Below are 18,244 nucleotides of genomic sequence, written 5' to 3'. Positions count from 1 at the left end.
GCCGACCCACCCCCGACCCCTCCCTTCCAGGGAGGGGAGATTCTGCATCGTCACCGTTCCGTCTCCAACATCAACGCCGCCGTCGCCTTGGCACTCCCGACCACGCCCGGAATCCCGGCCCCCGGATGCGTGCCCGCGCCGACGAAATACAGGTTCGGGATATGGTCGTCGCGATTGTGCACGCGGAACCACGCGCTCTGCGTCAGGATCGGCTCCAGCGAGAAGGCGCTGCCCAGATGCGCGTTCAGATCCTGCGCGAAATCATTGGGCGCATAATGGAATTTGGTGACGATCCGCTCGTGAATATCCGGAATCAACCGCCGCCCGACCTCATCGAGGATGCGCTTCTCCAGGATCGGCCCGATCTCGTTCCAGTCGACCGGGAATTTGCCGAGATTGGGCACCGGCGCCAGCACGTAGAAGGTCGAATGCCCCTCGGGCGCCATCGACGGATCGGTCACGGTCGGATGATGCAGATAGAGCGAGAAGTCTTCCGGCAGCACGCCATGATCGTAAATGTCGGCGAGCAGCCCCTTATAGCGCGGCCCGAACAGGATCATGTGGTGCGGGATGCCCGGCCAGGTGCCCTTGATCCCGAAATGCACCACGAACAGCGACGGCGAATAGCGCTTGCGCGCCAGCCCGGTCTTGGTCCGCTGCGCACTGCGCGAGGATTTGAGCAAGTCGCGATAGCTGTGCATGATGTCGCTGTTGCACGCGACCATATCGGCATCCTGGTGCCAGCCGCTCGCGGTGGTGACGCCCGTCGCACGGTCGCCCAGCGTGGCGATATCGACCGCGGCATCGTTCAGCCGCAACACCCCGCCCAGCCGCTCGAAATGCTTGACCATCCCGGCGATCAGCTGGTTGGTGCCGCCCATTGCGAACCACACGCCGCCGTCTTTTTCGAGCTTGTGGATCAGCGCATAGATCGCGCTGGTGTTCATCGGGTTGCCGCCCACCAGCAGCGTGTGGAACGACAGCGCCTGGCGCAGATGCTCGTCCTTCACATAAGATGAGACGATCGAATAGACCGAGCGCCACGCCTGATATTTGGCAAGCGCCGGGGCCGCCTTGATCATCGACGCGAAATCGAGAAACGCGACCGAGCCGAGCTTGCGATAGCCCTCCTCATAGACCCCGGCCGAGTATTCCAGGAACTTGGCATAGCCCGCAACGTCGGCCGGATTGAGCTTGGCGATTTCGGCGCGCAGCGCAGGCTCATCGTTCGAATAATCGAAATTGACACCGTCCGGCCAGTTGAGCCGGTAGAAGGGCGATACCGGTGCCAGCGTCACGTCCTCGGCCATGTCGCGCCCGGTCAGCGCCCACAATTCCTGCAGGCACGGCGGATCGGTGATCACGGTCGGGCCGGCATCGAACACGAAGCCGTCTTTCTCCCACACATAGGCGCGGCCACCCGGCTTGTCGCGCGCCTCGACGATGGTCGTCTCGACCCCGGCCGATTGCAGCCGGATCGCGAGCGCGAGCCCGCCAAACCCCGCCCCGATAACGATCGCGCGGCGCGGCGTGCCGCGTAGTGCCGCCGAACTCATGCCGGTTTCCCCCCGAGGATCGCGCGCAATGCCCGCGTGATCGGCACAGGGGGCTTCCCGGTCAAAATCCGTGCCTTGTCCATCATCGTCGATTGTCCTGCGTAGAAGCGCCGCACAAGCTGCGGATCGAGCCGGTAAAACCGTTCGAGAATGCGGTAGCGCTCATCGGGGCCGGCGGCGCGAAACAGCATCTTGTCGAGCATACGATAGAAGCCGCGCGCCCGCCACGTCCTTCTGGCGAAATCATGCGTCAGCGTGTGCAACCCCGCGCCCGACAGATCACTCGCCCGCGCGATCAGCGCGGCGAGGCGCACCGCATCGGGCAGCGAATAGCCCGTAGTCGGGTGGAACAGCCCGGCGCGCATCCCGGCCTTGGCCACCTTGTTGCCGCCCGATTGCCAATAGGCCTCGAAATCGCCGCCCATCGCCACCGGCAGCACGCCCCATTCCTCGCGCGTCGCGCTATGCGTCGCCCAGCCATGCGCAGAGGCATAAGCCCGCACGCGATCCGCGATCGGGTCGGCATTGCTGCCCGTGCCGGGCTGGGGCCGGTGCAGATCGGGCGTGTCGCTATAATAGGTATCCTCGATGAACAGCCGCGTCGCCGACAAAGGCAGGGTGTAGACGAAACGATAGCCGTCGATCTGGTCGACCGTCGCGTCCATCACGATCGGGCCCGACAGCGCGTGCGGTTCCTCCAGCGCAAATTCCAGCCCGACGAACTTCTGCCAGCCAAGATCGAGCAAAGCGAGGTCGCCTGATCCGCGCGCATCGATCACACCCTTCGCTTCGATCCGGTCGCCATCGGCCAGCACCACCGCCGTCGGGCTGGCGGCAAGCACCTTGCGCCCGGTCATCACCGCCTCGGACGGGAGGGCGGCGCGCACCACCGCATCGAGCCGTTCGGACTCGATCGAATAATAAGCGCTTTTCAGCGTGCGCCGATGCGCCGGAAACGCGATGTCATAATGCGTCCAGCCATAACAGATCAGCGGCGCGACCAGCCAGCGATCGTCCTGCGCGATGTCGGTGGCGAAGAACGACCATAAATGATTGCCGCCAATGCTGTCCGATCCCTCGACGATGCGGACGTCGAGGCCGGGCCGCTGCTTGGCCAAGGCCAGCGCGATCAGCCCGCCCGCCAGCCCGCCGCCGACGATGGCGATATCGCAGGGGATGATCGAAGGCATCGCCAAGCGATAGCCGAAACGCCGCAGCGCGCAAGCACGCTGCACACCGAAACCGCCTGACGCGGGCCGCCATACGCGCTACAGCCGTTGCATGATCGCTCTCGCCATCGTCGCCTCCGCGCTCGCCATGTCGGCGATCGTCGGCGTGCGCTACCTGCTCGTGTCGGGGGTGTTCGCGGCGGCGACGCGCGCGCGCCATCCGGGGCTGTATGACGGCCTTTCCCCGCAGATCCGACGCGAAATCGGCTGGAGCCTGGCCTCTGCGCTCATTTATGGCGTGCCCGCCGGCGTGCTGGCCTGGGGCTGGCAAGAGCATGGCTGGACGCGGATTTACCGCGACGTGCATGCTTATCCATTATGGTATCTGCCGCTGTCGGTGCTGCTCTACCTGTTCGCGCACGACACCTGGTTCTACTGGACGCATCGCTGGATGCATTTGCCGCGCGTGTTTCGCATCGCGCACGCGGTGCATCATGACAGCCGCCCGCCGACCGCCTGGGCCGCGATGGCGTTCCATCCGATCGAGGCGGTCACCGGCGCTGTGATAATTCCGCTACTGACGCTCGGGATTCCCATCCACATCGGCGCACTGGGCTTGGTGCTGGGCATCATGACGGTTATGGGGGTAACCAATCATATGGGGTGGGAGATTTTCCCCCGGTTCATGTGGGCCGGTCGATTAGGCGGCTGGGTGATTACCGCGAGCCATCACCAGCGGCACCACGATCTGTATCGGGGAAATTATGGGCTTTATTTCCGTTTCTGGGACCGCCTCTGCGGTACCGACAAGGGCATCGGCGATTTTGCCCGCGCCCATGCGCAGGCTCGCCGGCGTCGGCGGCGCGGCGATGGGGCTGCTCTTCTCCTTGTCGGGGGCGGTCGCGACGACTGATCTCGCGGTCGACATCGCCAACCTGCGCTCGCATAAAGGCATGGTGCGCGTCTGCCTGACCGCCGACCCCACCAATTTCCCGGCCTGTATCGACGATGCGAAGGCGGTGACGCGCTCGATCCCGGCGAGCGCCAACAGCCTCCATTTCGACGGGCTTCCGCCGGGCGGCTATGCGCTTGCGGTGATCCATGACGAGAATGGCAATAAGAAGCTCGATACCTTTGCCGGTATCCCGCGCGAAGGCTTTGGCTTTTCGCGCAACCCGCCGATCAGCTTCGGCCCGCCGCGCTTTGCGGCGGCGCGCTTCACGCTGACAGGTGATGCCGATCGGCAACAGGTGCGCATGCGATACTTGCTCTGATCGGGCTATAACGGAGCTAAACGGGTCGCGAGGACGTTAACCCGCCAAATCTTCTTCTCGGAGCTGCTTGTGATCAACCGCCGTTTATACCTTTCCGCCGCCGCGCTGTTGCTCGCCGGTGCTGCCCCTGCCATCGCCCAGGAGCGTCCAGCGACATCCGAACGCGATCAAATCGCTGCGGATTTCGACAAGGATAGCGTCACGGTCGGCATCGGCGGGGCGTATTTTCCCGATTATGAAGGGTCGAAGACCTATCGCTTCACGCCCGCGCCGGTGGTGATCGGTTCGGTCAAGGGCTTCGCTTTCTCGGTCATCGGCGACCGGGCCAGCCTGGATGTGATCCCAAACCGCCCCGGCCAGACGATCGATCTGCAATTGGGCCCAGTCGGCGTGGTCAATTTCGATCGCTCGAGCCTCTCCAGCATCGATGACCCCCGCATTCGCGCGCTGGGCAAACGCGGCGCCGCGATCGAGCTTGGCGGCTATGTCGGGATTGGCAAGACCGGGGTGATCACCAGCAAATACGACAAGGTGTCGGTGTCGGTCAGCTATCGCAAGGGCGTGTCCGGCGGCCACCGCAGCGACATTTGGGAACCGCAATTCACCTATCTCACCCCGGTCAGCACCAAGGCGGCCGTTGGTCTCTATGCCTCGGCCCAGCATGTCGGGCAGGGTTATGCCGACAGCTATTTCAGCATCACCCCCACCCAGGCGCTGGCCAGCGGCCTGCCGACGTATAACGCGCATAGCGGCTGGAAAAGCTATTCGGCGGGCGGGTTTGTCACCTATTCGCTTACCGGAAATCTGCTCCACGGCTTCAAGGTCCTGGCCGGCGGCAGCTATTCGCGCGAACTGGGTGACTTCTCCTACAGTCCTGTCACCCGCATCGCCGGTTCGCCCAATCAATGGCTGGGCGCAGTCGGGCTCGCCTACACCTTCTGAACCAGCCCCCGATAGACTGATCGACCCGGCAGAGGCGCAGAGGCGCAGTGGCGCGTCTGCCGGGTCGTTTGCGTGTGGCCGACAAAGCACGCTCGCTTGGTCGTAACTCGCTCTAACTGGCGCAAACTTGATCAAGGCTGCGAAATCCAGTCTTGCGTCGCCACGCCCGAGGTGCCACGCAGCCTGCGCCAGAAGGCCCGTTTCACGATAAAGAGGGTTCGCCCGCATGACCGATCTCCCCCAGGACTCCGGCGCACAGCTGCACGAGCGACTCGAAGCGGGTGCCGAACAGCGTAGCGAACGCCGCGAATTCTTCCGCACCGCGCTTGGTGCCGGGGCCATCGCCGCCGTGGGTGCCGCAGCGGTAACGCTTGGCTCGCGCGCCATGGCGGACTCCACCAGCGACACCAACCTTTTGAACGTCCTGCTCAATTTCGAATATCTCGAAGCGCAATTCTATGCCTTCGCGGTCACCGGAGCAGGCCTGCCCAGCGCCCAGCTTACCCCCGGCAGCGCCAGCACCACCACCGTGGGTGCCGTGACCGGCGGCAAGCAAGTCAGCTTCACCGATCCGCTCGTCGCGAAATATGCGCGCGAGATCGCCAATGAGAAGGCAGCGCAAGTCGCCTTCCTGCGCACCACGCTGGGCACCGCCGTCGTCGCTCAGCCCGCGATCGATCTCGGCAGCACCGCGACCAGCGCCTTCAGCCTGGCCATGCGTGCCGCCAACATCGTCGCCTCGGGCGTGGCGTTCGATCCTTTTGCCAGCGACGAGAACTTCTTGCTGTCGGCCTTCTTCTTGGAAGATGTCGTGGTCACCGCGTACAAGGCAGCGGCGCAGCTGATTTCCACCCCGGCCTATCGCGATGCCGGGGCCGGGCTGCTCGCCGCGCACGCGCATCACGCCGCACTGATCCGCACCGTATTGTACACCAAGGGTGCCACGACCGCCACGCTGCGCACCCAGGCCGATGCCATTTCTGCGGTCCGCGACACGCTGGATGGAACGACCAAGGACGATGTCGGCATTTCGCCCGCAGTGATCGCCAACAGCCAGCTTGCGGCGCTCAATGGCTTGACCGCATCGAACATCGTGCCCGCCGGTACCGATGGCATCGCCTATGGCCGGCTCGTGGCGAACGTGCTCAACATCTTCTATCTCAACAGCCTGGCGGTGACGAAGGGCGGGTTCTATCCGAACGGCCTCAATGCCACGGTCGTCACCAGCGCGGCCAACTGAGCGCCGCCTTCTTTATTGCCTTCGCCCGTATGGGAGAGTTACCGTGAACGACAGCGATATCCTCGTGCCAGCCCCCGATCCCAAAGAGCGCCGCCGCGCCGGGCGTCGTCACTTCCTGCGCAGCGCGAGCGTGGCGACGCTTGCCTTCGGCGGCAGTGCGCTGCTTTCGGCCTGCGGCGGTTCGGGCACTTCAACCCCGAGCGCGACCGACAGCTCGACGCCGACGCCAAGCCCAAGCTCGACCGACACGCTGAACGATCAGGACAGCTTCAACTTCCTGCTCAACCTCGCCTATCTCCAGGCGCAATTCTACACCGTCGCGGTAACCGGCGCGGGCCTGCCCACCGCGTTGATCGCCAAGGGCGACGGCAACCAGACCGTGCAGGGCGCGGTAACGGGCGGGCGGCAAGTGACCTTCACCGATCCGCTGGTCGCGCAATATGCGCGCGAGATCGCCGCCGACAAGGTCGCGCATGTCGCGTTCCTGCGCTCGGCGTTGGGTGCGGCGACGGTGGCGCAGCCTGCGATCAACATCGATGGCAGCGCGAGCGGTGCCTTCAGCGCGCTGGCGCAGGCGGCAACCGTCGTCGCAGCAGGCGCGGCGTTCGATCCTTATGCCAGCGACGAGAACTTCCTGCTGGCGGCGTTCATGCTGGAGGACGTGGTGGTCACCGCTTATACCGGTCGCCAATCGACGATCGCGACCACCTTGCTGATCGATGCGGCGGCGGGCATTCACGCCACCACGTCGTATCACGCCGGTCTGATCCGCACCGTGCTCTACGCTAAGGGCTCGGTCTCGACCCCGTCGCTGCTGACCAATGCCGGTCTGATCAGCAATGCGCGCGACGCTTTCGACGGATCGACCGATCTCGACCAGGGCATTGTCGGCGATTCGGTCACGTCGAACATTTCTCCGCTCGACAGCAACGGCCTCGCGCTCGCGCGCACGGCGGGCCAGGTGCTCAACGTGCTGTATCTCAACAAGAATGCGGTGGTCGGCGGCGGCTTCTTCCCCGGCGGCGTAAACGGCAATATCAAGACCAGCGCGGCCAACTAAGCCTGCATTACGGGGCTTTGCAGCCACCGCCAATGCGCCTACACTGACACCATTCCCCGGGGGGCTGCGCCTGAGCAGCTGAGAGGTGGCTGAGGGTTCCCATGAAAGTACTACTTTCATGGGTGCCGGGTGCCACGACCCGTTTGAACCTGATCCCGTTAGCACGGGCGGAGGGAGGGAGCGGTGTCCGCAGTGGGTTTCCGTTTTCGCTCCATTCCGAGTCTTTGGAGCGACACCATGGCCGACATCCCCGCCCGTACCGAAATCGGCGTCACCACCGGCGCCATCCGTGGCAGCCGCAAGATCCACGTGCCCTCGCCCAACATTCCGGGCCTGGGCGTGGCGATGCGCGAGATCGTGCTCGAACCCTCGGCCAATGAAGCCCCGTTGCGCGTCTATGACACGTCGGGCCCGTACACCGACCCCAAGGCGCACATCGACATCAACCGCGGCCTCCCGCAGCTGCGCCGCGACTGGATCCTCGCGCGCGGCGACGTCGAATCCTACGACGCCCGCGAAATCCGCCCCGAGGATAACGGCCTCACCGGCCCCGATCGCTCGGCCGGCGTCCCGCAATATCCCAATGTCGTGAAGCGCCCCTTGCGCGCCAAGGCGGGCGCGAACGTCAGCCAGATGCATTATGCCCGGCGCGGCATCATCACGCCCGAGATGGAATACGTGGCCATCCGAGAGAATCTCGGCCGCGCCGCCGCCAAGGAACAGCTGATCCGCGACGGCCAGTCGTTCGGCGCGTCGATCCCCGATTACGTCACCCCCGAATTCGTCCGCGATGAGATCGCGAGGGGCCGCGCGATCATCCCCAACAACATCAACCACCCCGAATCCGAGCCGATGGCGATCGGCCGCAACTTCCTGGTCAAGATCAACGCCAATATCGGCAACAGCGCGGTCGCCAGCAATGTCGCCGCCGAAGTCGACAAGATGGTGTGGTCGATCCGCTGGGGCGCGGACACGGTGATGGACCTCTCGACGGGCCGCAACATCCACGACACGCGCGAATGGATCCTGCGCAACAGCCCCGTGCCAATCGGCACCGTGCCGATCTACCAGGCGCTCGAAAAGGTCGGCGGCATTGCCGAGGACCTGACCTGGGACATCTTCCGCGACACGCTGATCGAGCAAGCCGAACAGGGCGTCGATTACTTCACGATCCACGCCGGCGTGCGGCTCGCCTACATCCCGATGACCGCCAAGCGCGTCACCGGCATCGTCTCGCGCGGTGGCTCGATCATGGCGAAATGGTGCCTCGCGCACCACAAAGAGAGCTTCCTCTACGAACGCTTCGACGAAATCACCGAGATCATGAAGGCGTATGACATCGCCTACAGCCTCGGCGACGGCCTGCGCCCCGGCAGCATCGCCGACGCCAATGACGAAGCGCAGTTCAGCGAGCTTTATACGCTCGGCGAACTCACCCACCGCGCGTGGAAGAGCGACGTGCAGGTGATGATCGAAGGCCCCGGCCATGTGCCGATGCACAAGATCAAGGAGAATATGGACAAGCAGCTCGAAGTCTGCGGCGAGGCACCCTTCTACACCTTGGGGCCGCTCACCACCGACATCGCGCCCGGCTATGACCATATCACCAGCGGCATCGGCGCCGCGATGATCGGCTGGTATGGCACTGCGATGCTTTGCTACGTCACGCCCAAGGAGCATCTGGGCCTCCCCGACCGCGACGACGTGAAAGTCGGCGTGGTGACCTACAAGCTCGCCGCGCACGCCGCCGATCTCGCCAAGGGCCACCCCGCCGCCAAGCTGCGCGACGATGCGCTGAGCCGCGCCCGCTTCGATTTCCGCTGGCGCGACCAGTTCAACCTGTCGCTCGACCCCGACACTGCCGAACAATATCACGACCAGACGCTCCCCGCCGAAGGCGCCAAGACCGCGCATTTCTGCTCGATGTGCGGGCCGAAATTCTGCTCGATGAAGATCACGCAGGAAGTGCGCGATTTTGCGGGCAAGCAGAATCAGGGCGTCGAAGGCTTCATCGCCACCGGCCCGACCGGTGCCGAGACCGCGGCAGCCAGCAAGGCTGCGGCGATCAAGGGGATGGAGGAGATGAGCGCGCTGTACAATGCGTCAGGGCGCGAGCTTTACATTGGCGCTGGCGGGCGGGAGCGGGATTGACATGGTCTGACTTCGACCTCCCCCCTCCTGCAATCTCTCTTTGCGATTTATTGATTAGTAATAGAAAGTACTACAGTAAGTCGACGGGGGGATATAAGCGCAATTATGGCTATTCCAGATTGGAACGAATTTGGCCTGCTCCCCGAAGGAATTCATGATTCCGATTTTGGAGAAATTGCGCGGCGCTTGGCATTCAATGATCATCGTGCGTCCCTTGTCCGCGGCCTGGAGCGGTCACTAGATTGGTTAAGAACGATGCCCCCGATTCAGAGCCTTATCGTTGACGGAAGTTTCGTAACGGACAAGGCGCTGCCGAGTGATATTGATGCAGTGGCAATGATCGGAAATCTCACAGAGCGAAATCAACGGGAGTGGATTAGAGCTTGGCAGCCACTACACCGAGAATTGAAGGAACAATACCGCGTTGATTTATATCCGACGGTAGAAGATAGAGGAAATAACTTTTCTGCTTATTTCCAATATCTTAGACCAGAAGAAGCACTAGATCGTGGGGCTCCTCTTGGCGTTCTGAAAGGGCTGTTGAGGATCACGATATGACTTCGTGGAAACAACAACTTGAGAGGCAAGCGAGACTGCTCGTCCGCGAGATCGCAGCCCTCCAAACCCACCTTGATCCTGAGGTTTCCTTTGGTGGCATTGATGATTTGTACAATACGCTAGAGCGTATTTATACTATAGACCTTCCACTTGCCGATCTACGGGACCGTTCTGATATTATATTTCGCCTACAGGGTGAAGCATTCACCGATAGACCGCGAATGCAGCTAATTACGTCTATATTTGAGACAGTCACTTCTCAAATCACTGATCTTACAAAGGTTATATTGGGAACCTGGTCTGATGGCCGCGTGTCTCCGTCATCCCTGGATCTTTCACTTAGCGGGATATCTCGCGGAAGCCTTATCTTTGGCATGGCAGCGGAAACTGACAAAAAGGGTAACTATCCGCTTCTAAAAGAGCGCGACACGATGTTCGTTTCGACCCGCAAAGCATTAAGTCAGATCGATTTAGTGGCTCACTTAGTTGAGAATGATCAGGAGGAAATAAAACTGGAAGAGGTTTCGGAGCAAATCTCGGACCCTCGGGTGAGGGATGCCGCTCTTCTTGCTGTTCAACGTCTCGCGCCGAGCGGTCGTCGCGGGATAGACGCATTATCTATTAGCGGCGACATAGAAAAACCTGCTCGATTGACGATCGAGCATAGGAGGGCAATTCGAGAGTCCCTCATAAGACCGGTAATTCACGGTGAAGAATTACAGCTGTCTGGGTATGTTCGCGAAATCGACCTTGACGCACATCGATTTGACCTCCGCGGAATCGACAATCACCAAATTCGGGATGTGCGATGCGCATATCGCGATTTGCCGGATGTTCGAGCGCGCGACCTTCTTGGCTCATACGTTCGGGTGAGAAGTCTTGTTGAGAGGACGGCGGATGGTATACCCCGGCTCTTGTCGGTTCTCAATTTGGAGATACTTAAGCATGCTCCCGAGGACGCCTATCTTGTCGGAGATGACAGTCCTCCATTGCCTTGGCTCAAGGGATAGAGGGCGGCAAATGCCGCAACGTTGTAATCATGGATGCCGTCGAGATCGGCGTCGGCGTCACGACTGATCGTGACGGACGTCAAGCCAAGCCGTCCCGCTTTCTGCGATCGGCGATGATGTCTTCGATGGTCCGGTCACTCACGCCCGACGCCAGCCCCTCATCGATCGCCGCCCGCAACGCCACCAGCTTCTCGGCATCCTCCCGGTCGCGCCGCACCAGGTCGCAGATATAGTCGCTGGTGCTACTGAACCCGCCCTCGACAGCGCGCGCGTCTGCCCAGCGCTGGAGATCGTCGGGAAGGAAGACGTTGAGCTGCGCCATCGCCGAAAGATACGCTGATGGGACAAGACCGACAAGCACCTCAGTAATGATACCGGCACTGCGCCACCTGCAACGTCTGCGCAGCCCCGCTCCCCGCCACCCGGTACACCAGCCGCTGCTCCCAACCGAGCCGCCGCGACCACCAGCCCGACAGATTTCCGCCAAGCGGCTCCGGCTTGCCGGTGCCCTTGAACGGGTGGCGGCGGCATTCCTCGATCAGGGTGTGGAGCTTGTCGAGCATCTTCGCGTCCTGCTCCTGCCAGTGGCGGTAATCTTCCCACGCCGTCGGCCAGAACGCCACGTTCACGGGAAAGGCACGGCCTTCGGCTCTTCCGCCTCGAAGCCGCGCACCGCCTCCAGCAAGCGCTCGGCATTTTTGGGCGACTGCAGCAAATACAGCGTCTCCTCGATCGACGCCCATTCGCTCGCCGACACCAGCACCGCCCCCTCGCCACGCTGGCGCGTGATGGCGAGCGGGGCGCGGTCGGCGACGACCTTGTCGATCATCGCCTTCAGATTCTCGCGCGCTTCGGAATAGGATACGGCTTGCATCGCCAAACTATGGACAAAACCTTGTCCAATGTCAAGATTTCCGGCCGCCGCGAAGCGACCTTGCCAATTAGCGCCCGCCCTCTCGTCAGCCAGTCGGGTGGTGCTGACCACGGTCGGCTATCCCCATGCCGATGGCACCGTTGTCCGCGTGACGCGTTCAAGGCGGCGAGAGGATCGTTACGATGGCGACATTTGCACATAAACTCTATCTGCTCGGGTGCCGCGTCTCGGACCGCGGGGCCAATTTGGCGGGGCATCCGGCGGCAATCGCGACGGTCGCGCTGTTTTGCGGGGTGTGGTTTCTGGTCAGTGGCCAGGCGGGCGAGAATATGCTGACGCTGATCCTGTCGGTGCTGGCGATCACGCTGACGCAGATGGTGCTCAACCAGCAGAAGCGTTCGGAAGCCGCTTTGCACATGAAGATCGATGAGCTGATCCTCGCCAAGAGCGGCGCGCGCGACGAGCTCGCCGGGATCGAGCGCAAGACCGAGGACGAACTGGAGGCGCTGCGCCGCACTGGCCGCGTGCCGACCGAGGGGAAACCTTGCTGAGCGTTCAAGCGGCTGGCGGCAACGCCCAGTCGATCGGCGCGCGGCCATGCGCCACCAGGAACGCGTTCGCCCGCGAAAACGGGCGGCTGCCGAAAAATCCATTATGGGCAGCCAAAGGCGACGGGTGCGCCGATTTCAGCACCAGATGCCGCCTGCCCTGCGCCACGTCGGTAACGAACGCCGCCTTCTTCTGCGCATGCGCGCCCCACAGCATAAACACCGTCGGCTCCGGGCTTTCCGCCACCAGCCGGATCACGGCGTCGGTAAAGCGTTCCCACCCCTGCCCCTGATGCGAAGCAGCCGCCCCTTCGCGCACCGTCAGCACGGCGTTGAGCAGCAGCACGCCCTGGCTGGCCCATGCCTCCAGAAAGCCGTGGCGCGCGGGCGGAATGCCAAGATCGGCCTCCAGTTCCTTATAGATGTTGCGCAGGCTCGGCGGCAGGCGCACGCCGGGCTGGACCGAGAAGCACAGGCCATGCGCCTGCCCCGCGCCATGATAGGGGTCCTGCCCCAATATGACGACGCGCACGTCCTCGCGCGGGGTCAGGTCGAGCGCGCGGAACCAGGCGGCAGGGGGGGGAAAGACCGGCGTTCCCGCCGCCCGCTCGGCCGCGAGAAAGCCTTTGAGCGCTTGCATATAGGGCTGCTTGAACTCCGCCGACAGCGGCTCGCGCCAGCTCGGATGCAGCTTGATCGCGCGCTCCGCCATCGGAAAGCTCAGCGCTTCTTGACGAACTCGGCGCGCAGCACGAGGCCCTTGATGCCATCGTAGCGGCAGTCGATTTCCTGCGCGTCGCCGGTCAGGCGGATCGACTTGATCAGCGTGCCGCGCTTCAGCGTCTGCCCGGCGCCCTTCACGGTCAGATCCTTGATCAGCGTCACCTGGTCGCCATCGGCCAGCACATTGCCAACCGAATCGCGCACCACCACCGCGTCATCCTCGCTCGCCGCCGTGCTCGCCGCGCTGGCCGCGACCCATTCGCCCGTCGCTTCATCATAGACGAAGGTCTCGTCGTCGCCCGTCATGTTCATCCCTTGATGTTGACCATCGCCACCGGCTGGCCCTTGGAGGTTGGGTTGGACGCGTTTGCCTTGGGGGCCTTTTCGGCCTTGGGCTTGCGCACTTCCTTGTTCGACTTCTTCTGGCTCTTGGCCATTGCGGTTCCTGACCGGGGCGGAAGGCCCCGCGCGACCTTAATCCCAAACCGTGCCGCGACCCGCATCAATTCGCGCGCCGTAAAAGAGCGTCGCTTGATCGAAGTCAACATGATTTCCGGGCCCAGCCAGCAACCTCTGCGCGCGCGCGCCGTTGATGGCAGACGCCGGGCGTGCCCCCCTTCGCGCCCGGCGTACCGCCCCCGAAAAACGCGTTAGGAGACATGCTATGGGATTGTTCACCAAAGACATTGTGACCTTCGAGGACTTGTTCCTGCACCAGTTGCAGGACGTTTATTATGCCGAGCATCAAATCCTGAAGGCGCTCCCCAAGATGACCGAGAAGGCGACCAACGGTACGCTGAAGGCGGGCTTCGACCAGCATCTGCGCGAGACCGAGGGTCAGGTGCGCCGCCTGGAGCAAGTGTTCGACCTGATCGGCGAGCAGCCGAAGGGGGCGACGTGCCCGGCGATCGAAGGCATCATCAAGGAAGCCAATGAAGTTGCCGGCGACATTGCCGACAAAGCGGTGCTCGACGCGGCCCTGATCGCCTCGGCACAAGCGGTCGAGCATTATGAAATCACGCGCTACGGCACGTTGATTGCCTGGGCGAATCAGCTCGGTCGCACCGATGTTGCCGCGATCCTGCAGGAAACGCTCAACGAAGAATATGCGACCGACGACAAATTGACCGACCTGGCAACGAGCCGGGTGAACCTCACCGCCGAGGATGCCGTTTCGGCGCAATAGCGGCTAGAATGCCCCCGGCACCTCCCGCTGGATGGTGCCGGGGCGTTCGGGCGACAGCAGCTCCATCGGTTGCCGCAGCGTCGCGACGCGTGCGGCCTGCCCGCTTTGCAACGCGCTCGTGGCCGTGGCGGTAACAGCCGTACAACTGCGCCCCGCCAGATAGTCGAGCGCCGCGCGCGTCGACCGTTCCTGCGGGTTGCCCATCGGGTGGGTCAAGTCGTCATCGGCCTGGCAACTGGCCTCCACCGTACCCGCCAGGCCGTTATAATAGGCCCCCTGATGATTGGCGTTTTGCAGCGCGAAGGCAATGACGCGCAGACGGTCGTCGCATTGCGAGCGGTCGAGCGCGATCTGGCCGACCGGCTTGCCATAGGTATTGGTGCCGATCAGCCCGGCATTGGCGTGCAGATAGGGGATTTGCGCGGCGATCACCAATTCGCTCGCCGACGCGGTGCCGGAAGTGCCGATGAACGCAACCTTGGTCGGCGCGACCGACTCCGGTTGCGGCGCGAACATCGCCGTGATGTTGTTCGCCGATTTCTCAGGCCGGAAGGTGGTGTAATCAATCACCTCCGAGGTCGAGCGGTTCGCGCCGAGCAAATTGCTCATCAGCTCGGCAATCGAGATCAGCCCGCCACCATTGTAGCGCAAATCGATGATGATATTGGTCACGCCCGCTGCGCGAAACGACGCAAAGGCGCTGCGCAACGCCGGATCGGCGGTCGAGATGAAGGTGCGCAAATTGATGTAGCCGACTTGCCGTCCACCGTCGTTGAGGATCTGCGCGCCAAAGCGGCTGGACACTGGCGTCAGCGCATAATCGGCCTTGCTGATCGAGACGGTGCGTGTGCCGCCGGAGTCGGTCACCTGAAACGTGCGACTCGTGCCAGACGTGTCCGGCCCGAGCGCAGTGCTGAGCCCGGCGCTGCCCTCGGCTGCAAGGATCGCCGACACCGTGCGGAGGTTCCCCGCACTGGTGCCGATCGCGAGGATTTCGGTGCCGCGGTCCAGCCCGGCGGCGAGCGCCGGTGCCCCCTCAAAACTCTCCGCGACAAACAATCGGCCCGCTGTGGGGTCAAGCGTCAGGCGGAAGCCGTAGCCCGCACTGGACCCGGAATTATAATAAGCGTTCTCCGACGCGATCGAGGTCAGATAGGTAAAATAGCGGTCCTTGCGCTGCGCCCGCGCGGTCGCGGTCAGCGCGTCGATATAATCCCCAACGGTGGTATAGGGTGTCGGGTCGAGCGTGCTCGGCAAGGTGTCTGGAAAGAGATACCATTCCCGCAATTGCGCCGCCGCCCAATCCTGCCGATCCCGCAACGAACAGGTTCCGGTGCTTGCCGGGGTAGGGGTAGGGGTCGGGGTGGACGTGGTCGGGGTTGAGGTCGATCCACTCGACGTGCCGCCCCCCTCGCCGCAGGCGGACAGCAATGCGATCAGGCTAAAGAGAACCGTTGGGACGCGCACACGGATCATACCCACCTCTTTGTCGTTGCGCGGGAGGGTGCCACGCGCGGTGGGCGCGGTAAAGCGCGCCAATCAAAAGATTTAGCGACAGGCGCCGCCCCCGCCGATCATGCGATCGGGGAGAGCGACACTGCGGTGGACGCGAGAACGACCGTGAAAGCGACGGCGGCGGCGAGCGAAAAGGCGATGCGCGACAGCGATTCAAAACGAATGGACATGATAGTTTTCCCTTTTTCGTGGCGAAGCGGACCATCCGATCGCCAACGCCAAGGGAACTGCAGGGAGCGTGCCAATTCGATAAATAACTGATTTATATAGAGTATAGTGGACCGTTGATCCACCAACGCGCTGCGTAGTTGGTCTATAACTCCAACTGTTAGTAAAATGTGCCGTTGCTGCAGAGCTGGTTTCGACCGTTTTCTTTTGCCAGATACAAAAACCGGTCGGCGCGCCCAAAAACCGAGCAAAGCGGCTCGCCCGTCTCGGCGACCGCGATCCCCGCCGAAAAGGTCACCGCACCAAGCGGAACGTCGGTTTCGCGGATCCGGTAGCGCTTGGCCGCCACCGCGACCCTGGCGGTTTCCAGGGTCGCGCGCGCGTCCTCCACGTCGTCGCCCCGGAACAGAATGACAAACTCCTCGCCCCCGTACCGCGCGACGAAATGGCGAGTGCACGCCTCACGCAGGGCCGCAGCGATGGCGCGCAATACGCGGTCGCCGACCGAGTGACCGAATTGGTCGTTGACGCGCTTGAAGCGATCGACGTCGCACACCGCCAGACACAGACGCTGCCCGGTGAGAGACTGTTCGGAAAACGCCTCTTCGAACGCGCGGCGATTGGGCAAGCCGGTCAATGGATCGCGCCGCGCATCGCCCCGTGCTTCCTCGAGCTTCGCTCGCAATTGCTCGGCTTCGCGAGTCGCGGCGGCCAGGCGCGACTCGGCCGATTGCACGCGGTCCAGCATGACGGTGGCCAAGCGCACGACATCGGCCCCGGTGGCAGCGCCGCGCACCGCATTCGCGCTGGCGGCCAAATCCCGCCCGAAATCGGCGGTTTCAGCCTGCATCGAGCGCATCATGTCGCTAAAGCCTTCGACGTGCATCTGCGTCTGCGCGACCAGCCGGGCGGCGACGTCATCATCGCCCCGGTGGGACAGCGTCTCCCCCCAATGCGGCGGGTTCTGGTGCGCAAGACCGCCGCCCAAGGCCTCAATATCGCGGGTAGAAAGGCGAATACCACCCTCGGTCAGCGTGGCGACCGATCGCGCCAGCGCTCCCGTCGGGTTGGTCATCACGTGATAGGCAAAAGCGTAATGGACCGGGTCTGGGCCCAGCCGGTGCAGCGTCAAAAACGCGCGAATGCGATCAAAGACGGCGTCAGCGCGCTCTTCGACCGCAATCAGCCTCGCCTCCCTTGCTGCCCCCATCGCTCCATCGGCCCCAATTATGCAGAGCGTCGCTTGATAGCCCGCTCTGCCTGCGGGAAGGAGGTAGGGCAAAACTGCTAATATAGCGTGACCGCACGCGCGATCGGGGCATTTCGAGCGGAAAACCGAGGCCTGCGGGCTGGCGCAACGCGACCGGCCGGTTTACGCAAGCGCGATGCGCGTTACCGACACCGATCTTGCCCTTGCGGCGGCCCTTGCCGATGCCGCCGGATCTGCCATTCGCCCGTATTACCGGACCGACCACGGCCTGGAGGCAAAATCGGATGCTTCGCCCGTGACGCTGGCCGATCGAGCTGCCGAGGGGGCGATGCGCGCGTTGATCGAACGCGCCTTTCCCGCCGACGCGATCATCGGGGAGGAATATGGCACCAAGGATGGCACGTCGGGGCGGACCTGGGTGCTCGATCCGATCGACGGCACGCGCGCCTTCATCTCCGGTCGCCCGATCTTCGGCACGCTGATCGCGCTGATGATCGAAGGCTGGCCGATGATGGGGGTGATCGACCAGCCGATCCTGCGCGAACGCTGGCTGGGCGTGATGGGCCGCCCGACCGTGTTCAATGGGGCACCTGCCGTCGCGCGGCGCTGCCCGGATCTCGCCAAGGCGCTGCTGGCGACCACCTCGCCGGCTTTGTTCGACGATACCCAGCTCCATGCGTTCGAGCATCTCGATGCGGCGGTGATGAGCACGGTGCTCGGCGGCGATTGCTACAATTACGGGTGCGTGGCGAGCGGGTGGCTCGACGTGGTGGTCGAAGCGCAGCTCAAAATCTATGATTTCGCAGCGCTCGTCCCGATCGTCGAGGGCGCGGGCGGGCGGATGTGCGATTGGTCGGGCGATCCGCTCACCGGCGATTCGATTGGTGAAGTGATCGCTGCGGGCGACCCCGCGCGGATCGAGGAAATTCTCGAGCTGCTCGCTTGTCGCGGCCATTGATCTTGCGTTTTGCGCGACTCATCGGTAAGGGCCCGCCTTCCTGCGCGTAAGAAGAACTGCCCGGCTGATATGGGCTGCCGTGGCCGTTCATAGATCGTCGCA

General features: G+C 63.2%; 21 protein-coding genes. 11 read left to right on the top strand and 10 right to left on the bottom strand.

The window, feature by feature from the left end; all coding sequences use genetic code 11:
- Nucleotides 1-50 precede the first annotated feature (50 nt).
- Together ON00_RS11945 and crtY are read right to left on the bottom strand one after the other, a co-directional pair.
- Nucleotides 51-1,556, bottom strand: coding sequence for a phytoene desaturase (locus tag ON00_RS11945; protein WP_010406022.1), 1,506 nt, complete (start codon nucleotides 1,554-1,556; stop codon nucleotides 51-53).
- Nucleotides 1,553-2,746, bottom strand: a complete 1,194-nt coding sequence (gene crtY / locus ON00_RS11940) for a lycopene beta-cyclase CrtY (RefSeq protein WP_029622764.1) — start codon at nucleotides 2,744-2,746, stop codon at nucleotides 1,553-1,555. The genes ON00_RS11945 and crtY overlap by 4 nt, the downstream gene beginning before the upstream one ends.
- Nucleotides 2,747-2,837: 91 nt before the next feature.
- On the opposite strand from crtY, the gene ON00_RS11935 reads away from it, so the two are divergent.
- The 8 genes from ON00_RS11935 (at nucleotide 2,838) to ON00_RS20590 (ending at nucleotide 10,960) form a co-directional block, all read left to right on the top strand.
- Nucleotides 2,838-3,638, top strand: a complete 801-nt coding sequence (locus ON00_RS11935; protein ID WP_010406020.1) for a sterol desaturase family protein — start codon at nucleotides 2,838-2,840, stop codon at nucleotides 3,636-3,638.
- Entirely contained in the window at nucleotides 3,595-3,999 is a 405-nt protein-coding gene (locus tag ON00_RS11930) for a DUF2141 domain-containing protein (RefSeq protein WP_029622763.1), read from the top strand. Before ON00_RS11935 ends, ON00_RS11930 begins: the two co-directional genes overlap by 44 nt.
- A 69-nt stretch (nucleotides 4,000-4,068) precedes the next feature.
- The gene (locus tag ON00_RS11925; protein ID WP_010406018.1) at nucleotides 4,069-4,941 is read left to right on the top strand and encodes a MipA/OmpV family protein; all 873 of its coding nucleotides are present in this window, start codon (nucleotides 4,069-4,071) and stop codon (nucleotides 4,939-4,941) included.
- Between the two features lie 226 nt (nucleotides 4,942-5,167).
- A complete protein-coding gene (locus ON00_RS11920) occupies nucleotides 5,168-6,181 on the top strand; it encodes a ferritin-like domain-containing protein (protein WP_010406017.1) in 1,014 nt (337 codons plus the stop codon).
- 43 nt (nucleotides 6,182-6,224) lie between these two features.
- Nucleotides 6,225-7,241, top strand: coding sequence for a ferritin-like domain-containing protein (locus ON00_RS11915; protein WP_010406016.1), 1,017 nt, complete (start codon nucleotides 6,225-6,227; stop codon nucleotides 7,239-7,241).
- A gap of 237 nt (nucleotides 7,242-7,478) precedes the next feature.
- The gene (gene thiC / locus ON00_RS11910) at nucleotides 7,479-9,392 is read left to right on the top strand and encodes a phosphomethylpyrimidine synthase ThiC (protein WP_010406015.1); all 1,914 of its coding nucleotides are present in this window, start codon (nucleotides 7,479-7,481) and stop codon (nucleotides 9,390-9,392) included.
- 105 nt (nucleotides 9,393-9,497) lie between these two features.
- A complete protein-coding gene (locus ON00_RS20595) occupies nucleotides 9,498-9,950 on the top strand; it encodes a DUF6932 family protein (protein ID WP_154651320.1) in 453 nt (150 codons plus the stop codon).
- Nucleotides 9,947-10,960 (top strand): hypothetical protein, encoded by a 1,014-nt coding sequence (locus tag ON00_RS20590; protein WP_154651319.1) that lies wholly within the window; start codon nucleotides 9,947-9,949, stop codon nucleotides 10,958-10,960. The genes ON00_RS20595 and ON00_RS20590 overlap by 4 nt, the downstream gene beginning before the upstream one ends.
- Nucleotides 10,961-11,039: 79 nt before the next feature.
- Here ON00_RS20590 and ON00_RS11905 read toward each other — a convergent pair whose 3' ends face one another.
- The 3 genes from ON00_RS11905 to ON00_RS11895 are packed head-to-tail and all read right to left on the bottom strand — an operon-like array spanning nucleotide 11,040 to nucleotide 11,834.
- Nucleotides 11,040-11,282, bottom strand: a complete 243-nt coding sequence (locus tag ON00_RS11905) for a ribbon-helix-helix domain-containing protein (RefSeq protein ID WP_010406013.1) — start codon at nucleotides 11,280-11,282, stop codon at nucleotides 11,040-11,042.
- Between the two features lie 40 nt (nucleotides 11,283-11,322).
- Entirely contained in the window at nucleotides 11,323-11,589 is a 267-nt protein-coding gene (locus tag ON00_RS11900; protein WP_010406012.1) for a Txe/YoeB family addiction module toxin, read from the bottom strand.
- Nucleotides 11,586-11,834, bottom strand: a complete 249-nt coding sequence (locus ON00_RS11895) for a type II toxin-antitoxin system Phd/YefM family antitoxin (protein ID WP_010406011.1) — start codon at nucleotides 11,832-11,834, stop codon at nucleotides 11,586-11,588. Before ON00_RS11895 ends, ON00_RS11900 begins: the two co-directional genes overlap by 4 nt.
- Before the next feature lie 182 nt (nucleotides 11,835-12,016).
- Between ON00_RS11895 and ON00_RS19880 the strand changes: the two genes are divergently transcribed.
- Nucleotides 12,017-12,385, top strand: coding sequence for a low affinity iron permease family protein (locus ON00_RS19880; protein WP_010406010.1), 369 nt, complete (start codon nucleotides 12,017-12,019; stop codon nucleotides 12,383-12,385).
- A gap of 4 nt (nucleotides 12,386-12,389) precedes the next feature.
- Here ON00_RS19880 and ung read toward each other — a convergent pair whose 3' ends face one another.
- From ung to ON00_RS21335, 3 genes are read right to left on the bottom strand one after another with little or no spacing between them, the layout of a single operon-like run.
- Entirely contained in the window at nucleotides 12,390-13,094 is a 705-nt protein-coding gene (gene ung, locus ON00_RS11885) for a uracil-DNA glycosylase (protein ID WP_010406009.1), read from the bottom strand.
- A gap of 8 nt (nucleotides 13,095-13,102) precedes the next feature.
- The gene (locus tag ON00_RS11880; RefSeq protein WP_010406008.1) at nucleotides 13,103-13,411 is read right to left on the bottom strand and encodes a zinc ribbon domain-containing protein YjdM; all 309 of its coding nucleotides are present in this window, start codon (nucleotides 13,409-13,411) and stop codon (nucleotides 13,103-13,105) included.
- A gap of 2 nt (nucleotides 13,412-13,413) precedes the next feature.
- Entirely contained in the window at nucleotides 13,414-13,542 is a 129-nt protein-coding gene (locus tag ON00_RS21335; RefSeq protein WP_260591484.1) for a hypothetical protein, read from the bottom strand.
- 227 nt (nucleotides 13,543-13,769) lie between these two features.
- Here ON00_RS21335 and ON00_RS11875 point away from each other — a divergent pair, with 227 nt between their 5' ends.
- Complete coding sequence (locus ON00_RS11875) at nucleotides 13,770-14,291, top strand: YciE/YciF ferroxidase family protein (RefSeq protein WP_010406006.1); 522 nt, start codon at nucleotides 13,770-13,772, stop codon at nucleotides 14,289-14,291.
- A gap of 3 nt (nucleotides 14,292-14,294) precedes the next feature.
- On the opposite strand, the gene ON00_RS11870 is transcribed toward ON00_RS11875, so the two are convergent.
- Entirely contained in the window at nucleotides 14,295-15,767 is a 1,473-nt protein-coding gene (locus ON00_RS11870; protein WP_083834101.1) for a S41 family peptidase, read from the bottom strand.
- A 367-nt stretch (nucleotides 15,768-16,134) separates the two neighbouring features.
- Nucleotides 16,135-17,184: a GGDEF domain-containing protein gene (locus tag ON00_RS11865; RefSeq protein WP_010406003.1), complete on the bottom strand. Its 1,050-nt coding sequence runs from the start codon at nucleotides 17,182-17,184 to the stop codon at nucleotides 16,135-16,137.
- 175 nt (nucleotides 17,185-17,359) lie between these two features.
- Between ON00_RS11865 and hisN the strand changes: the two genes are divergently transcribed.
- Nucleotides 17,360-18,142: a histidinol-phosphatase gene (gene hisN / locus ON00_RS11860; RefSeq protein ID WP_010406002.1), complete on the top strand. Its 783-nt coding sequence runs from the start codon at nucleotides 17,360-17,362 to the stop codon at nucleotides 18,140-18,142.
- Nucleotides 18,143-18,244: the final 102 nt, after the last annotated feature.

The organism is Sphingomonas echinoides ATCC 14820, assembly GCF_000241465.1.
Lineage (GTDB): Bacteria > Pseudomonadota > Alphaproteobacteria > Sphingomonadales > Sphingomonadaceae > Sphingomonas > Sphingomonas echinoides.
This window is presented reverse-complemented; position numbering and strand designations above follow the sequence as displayed.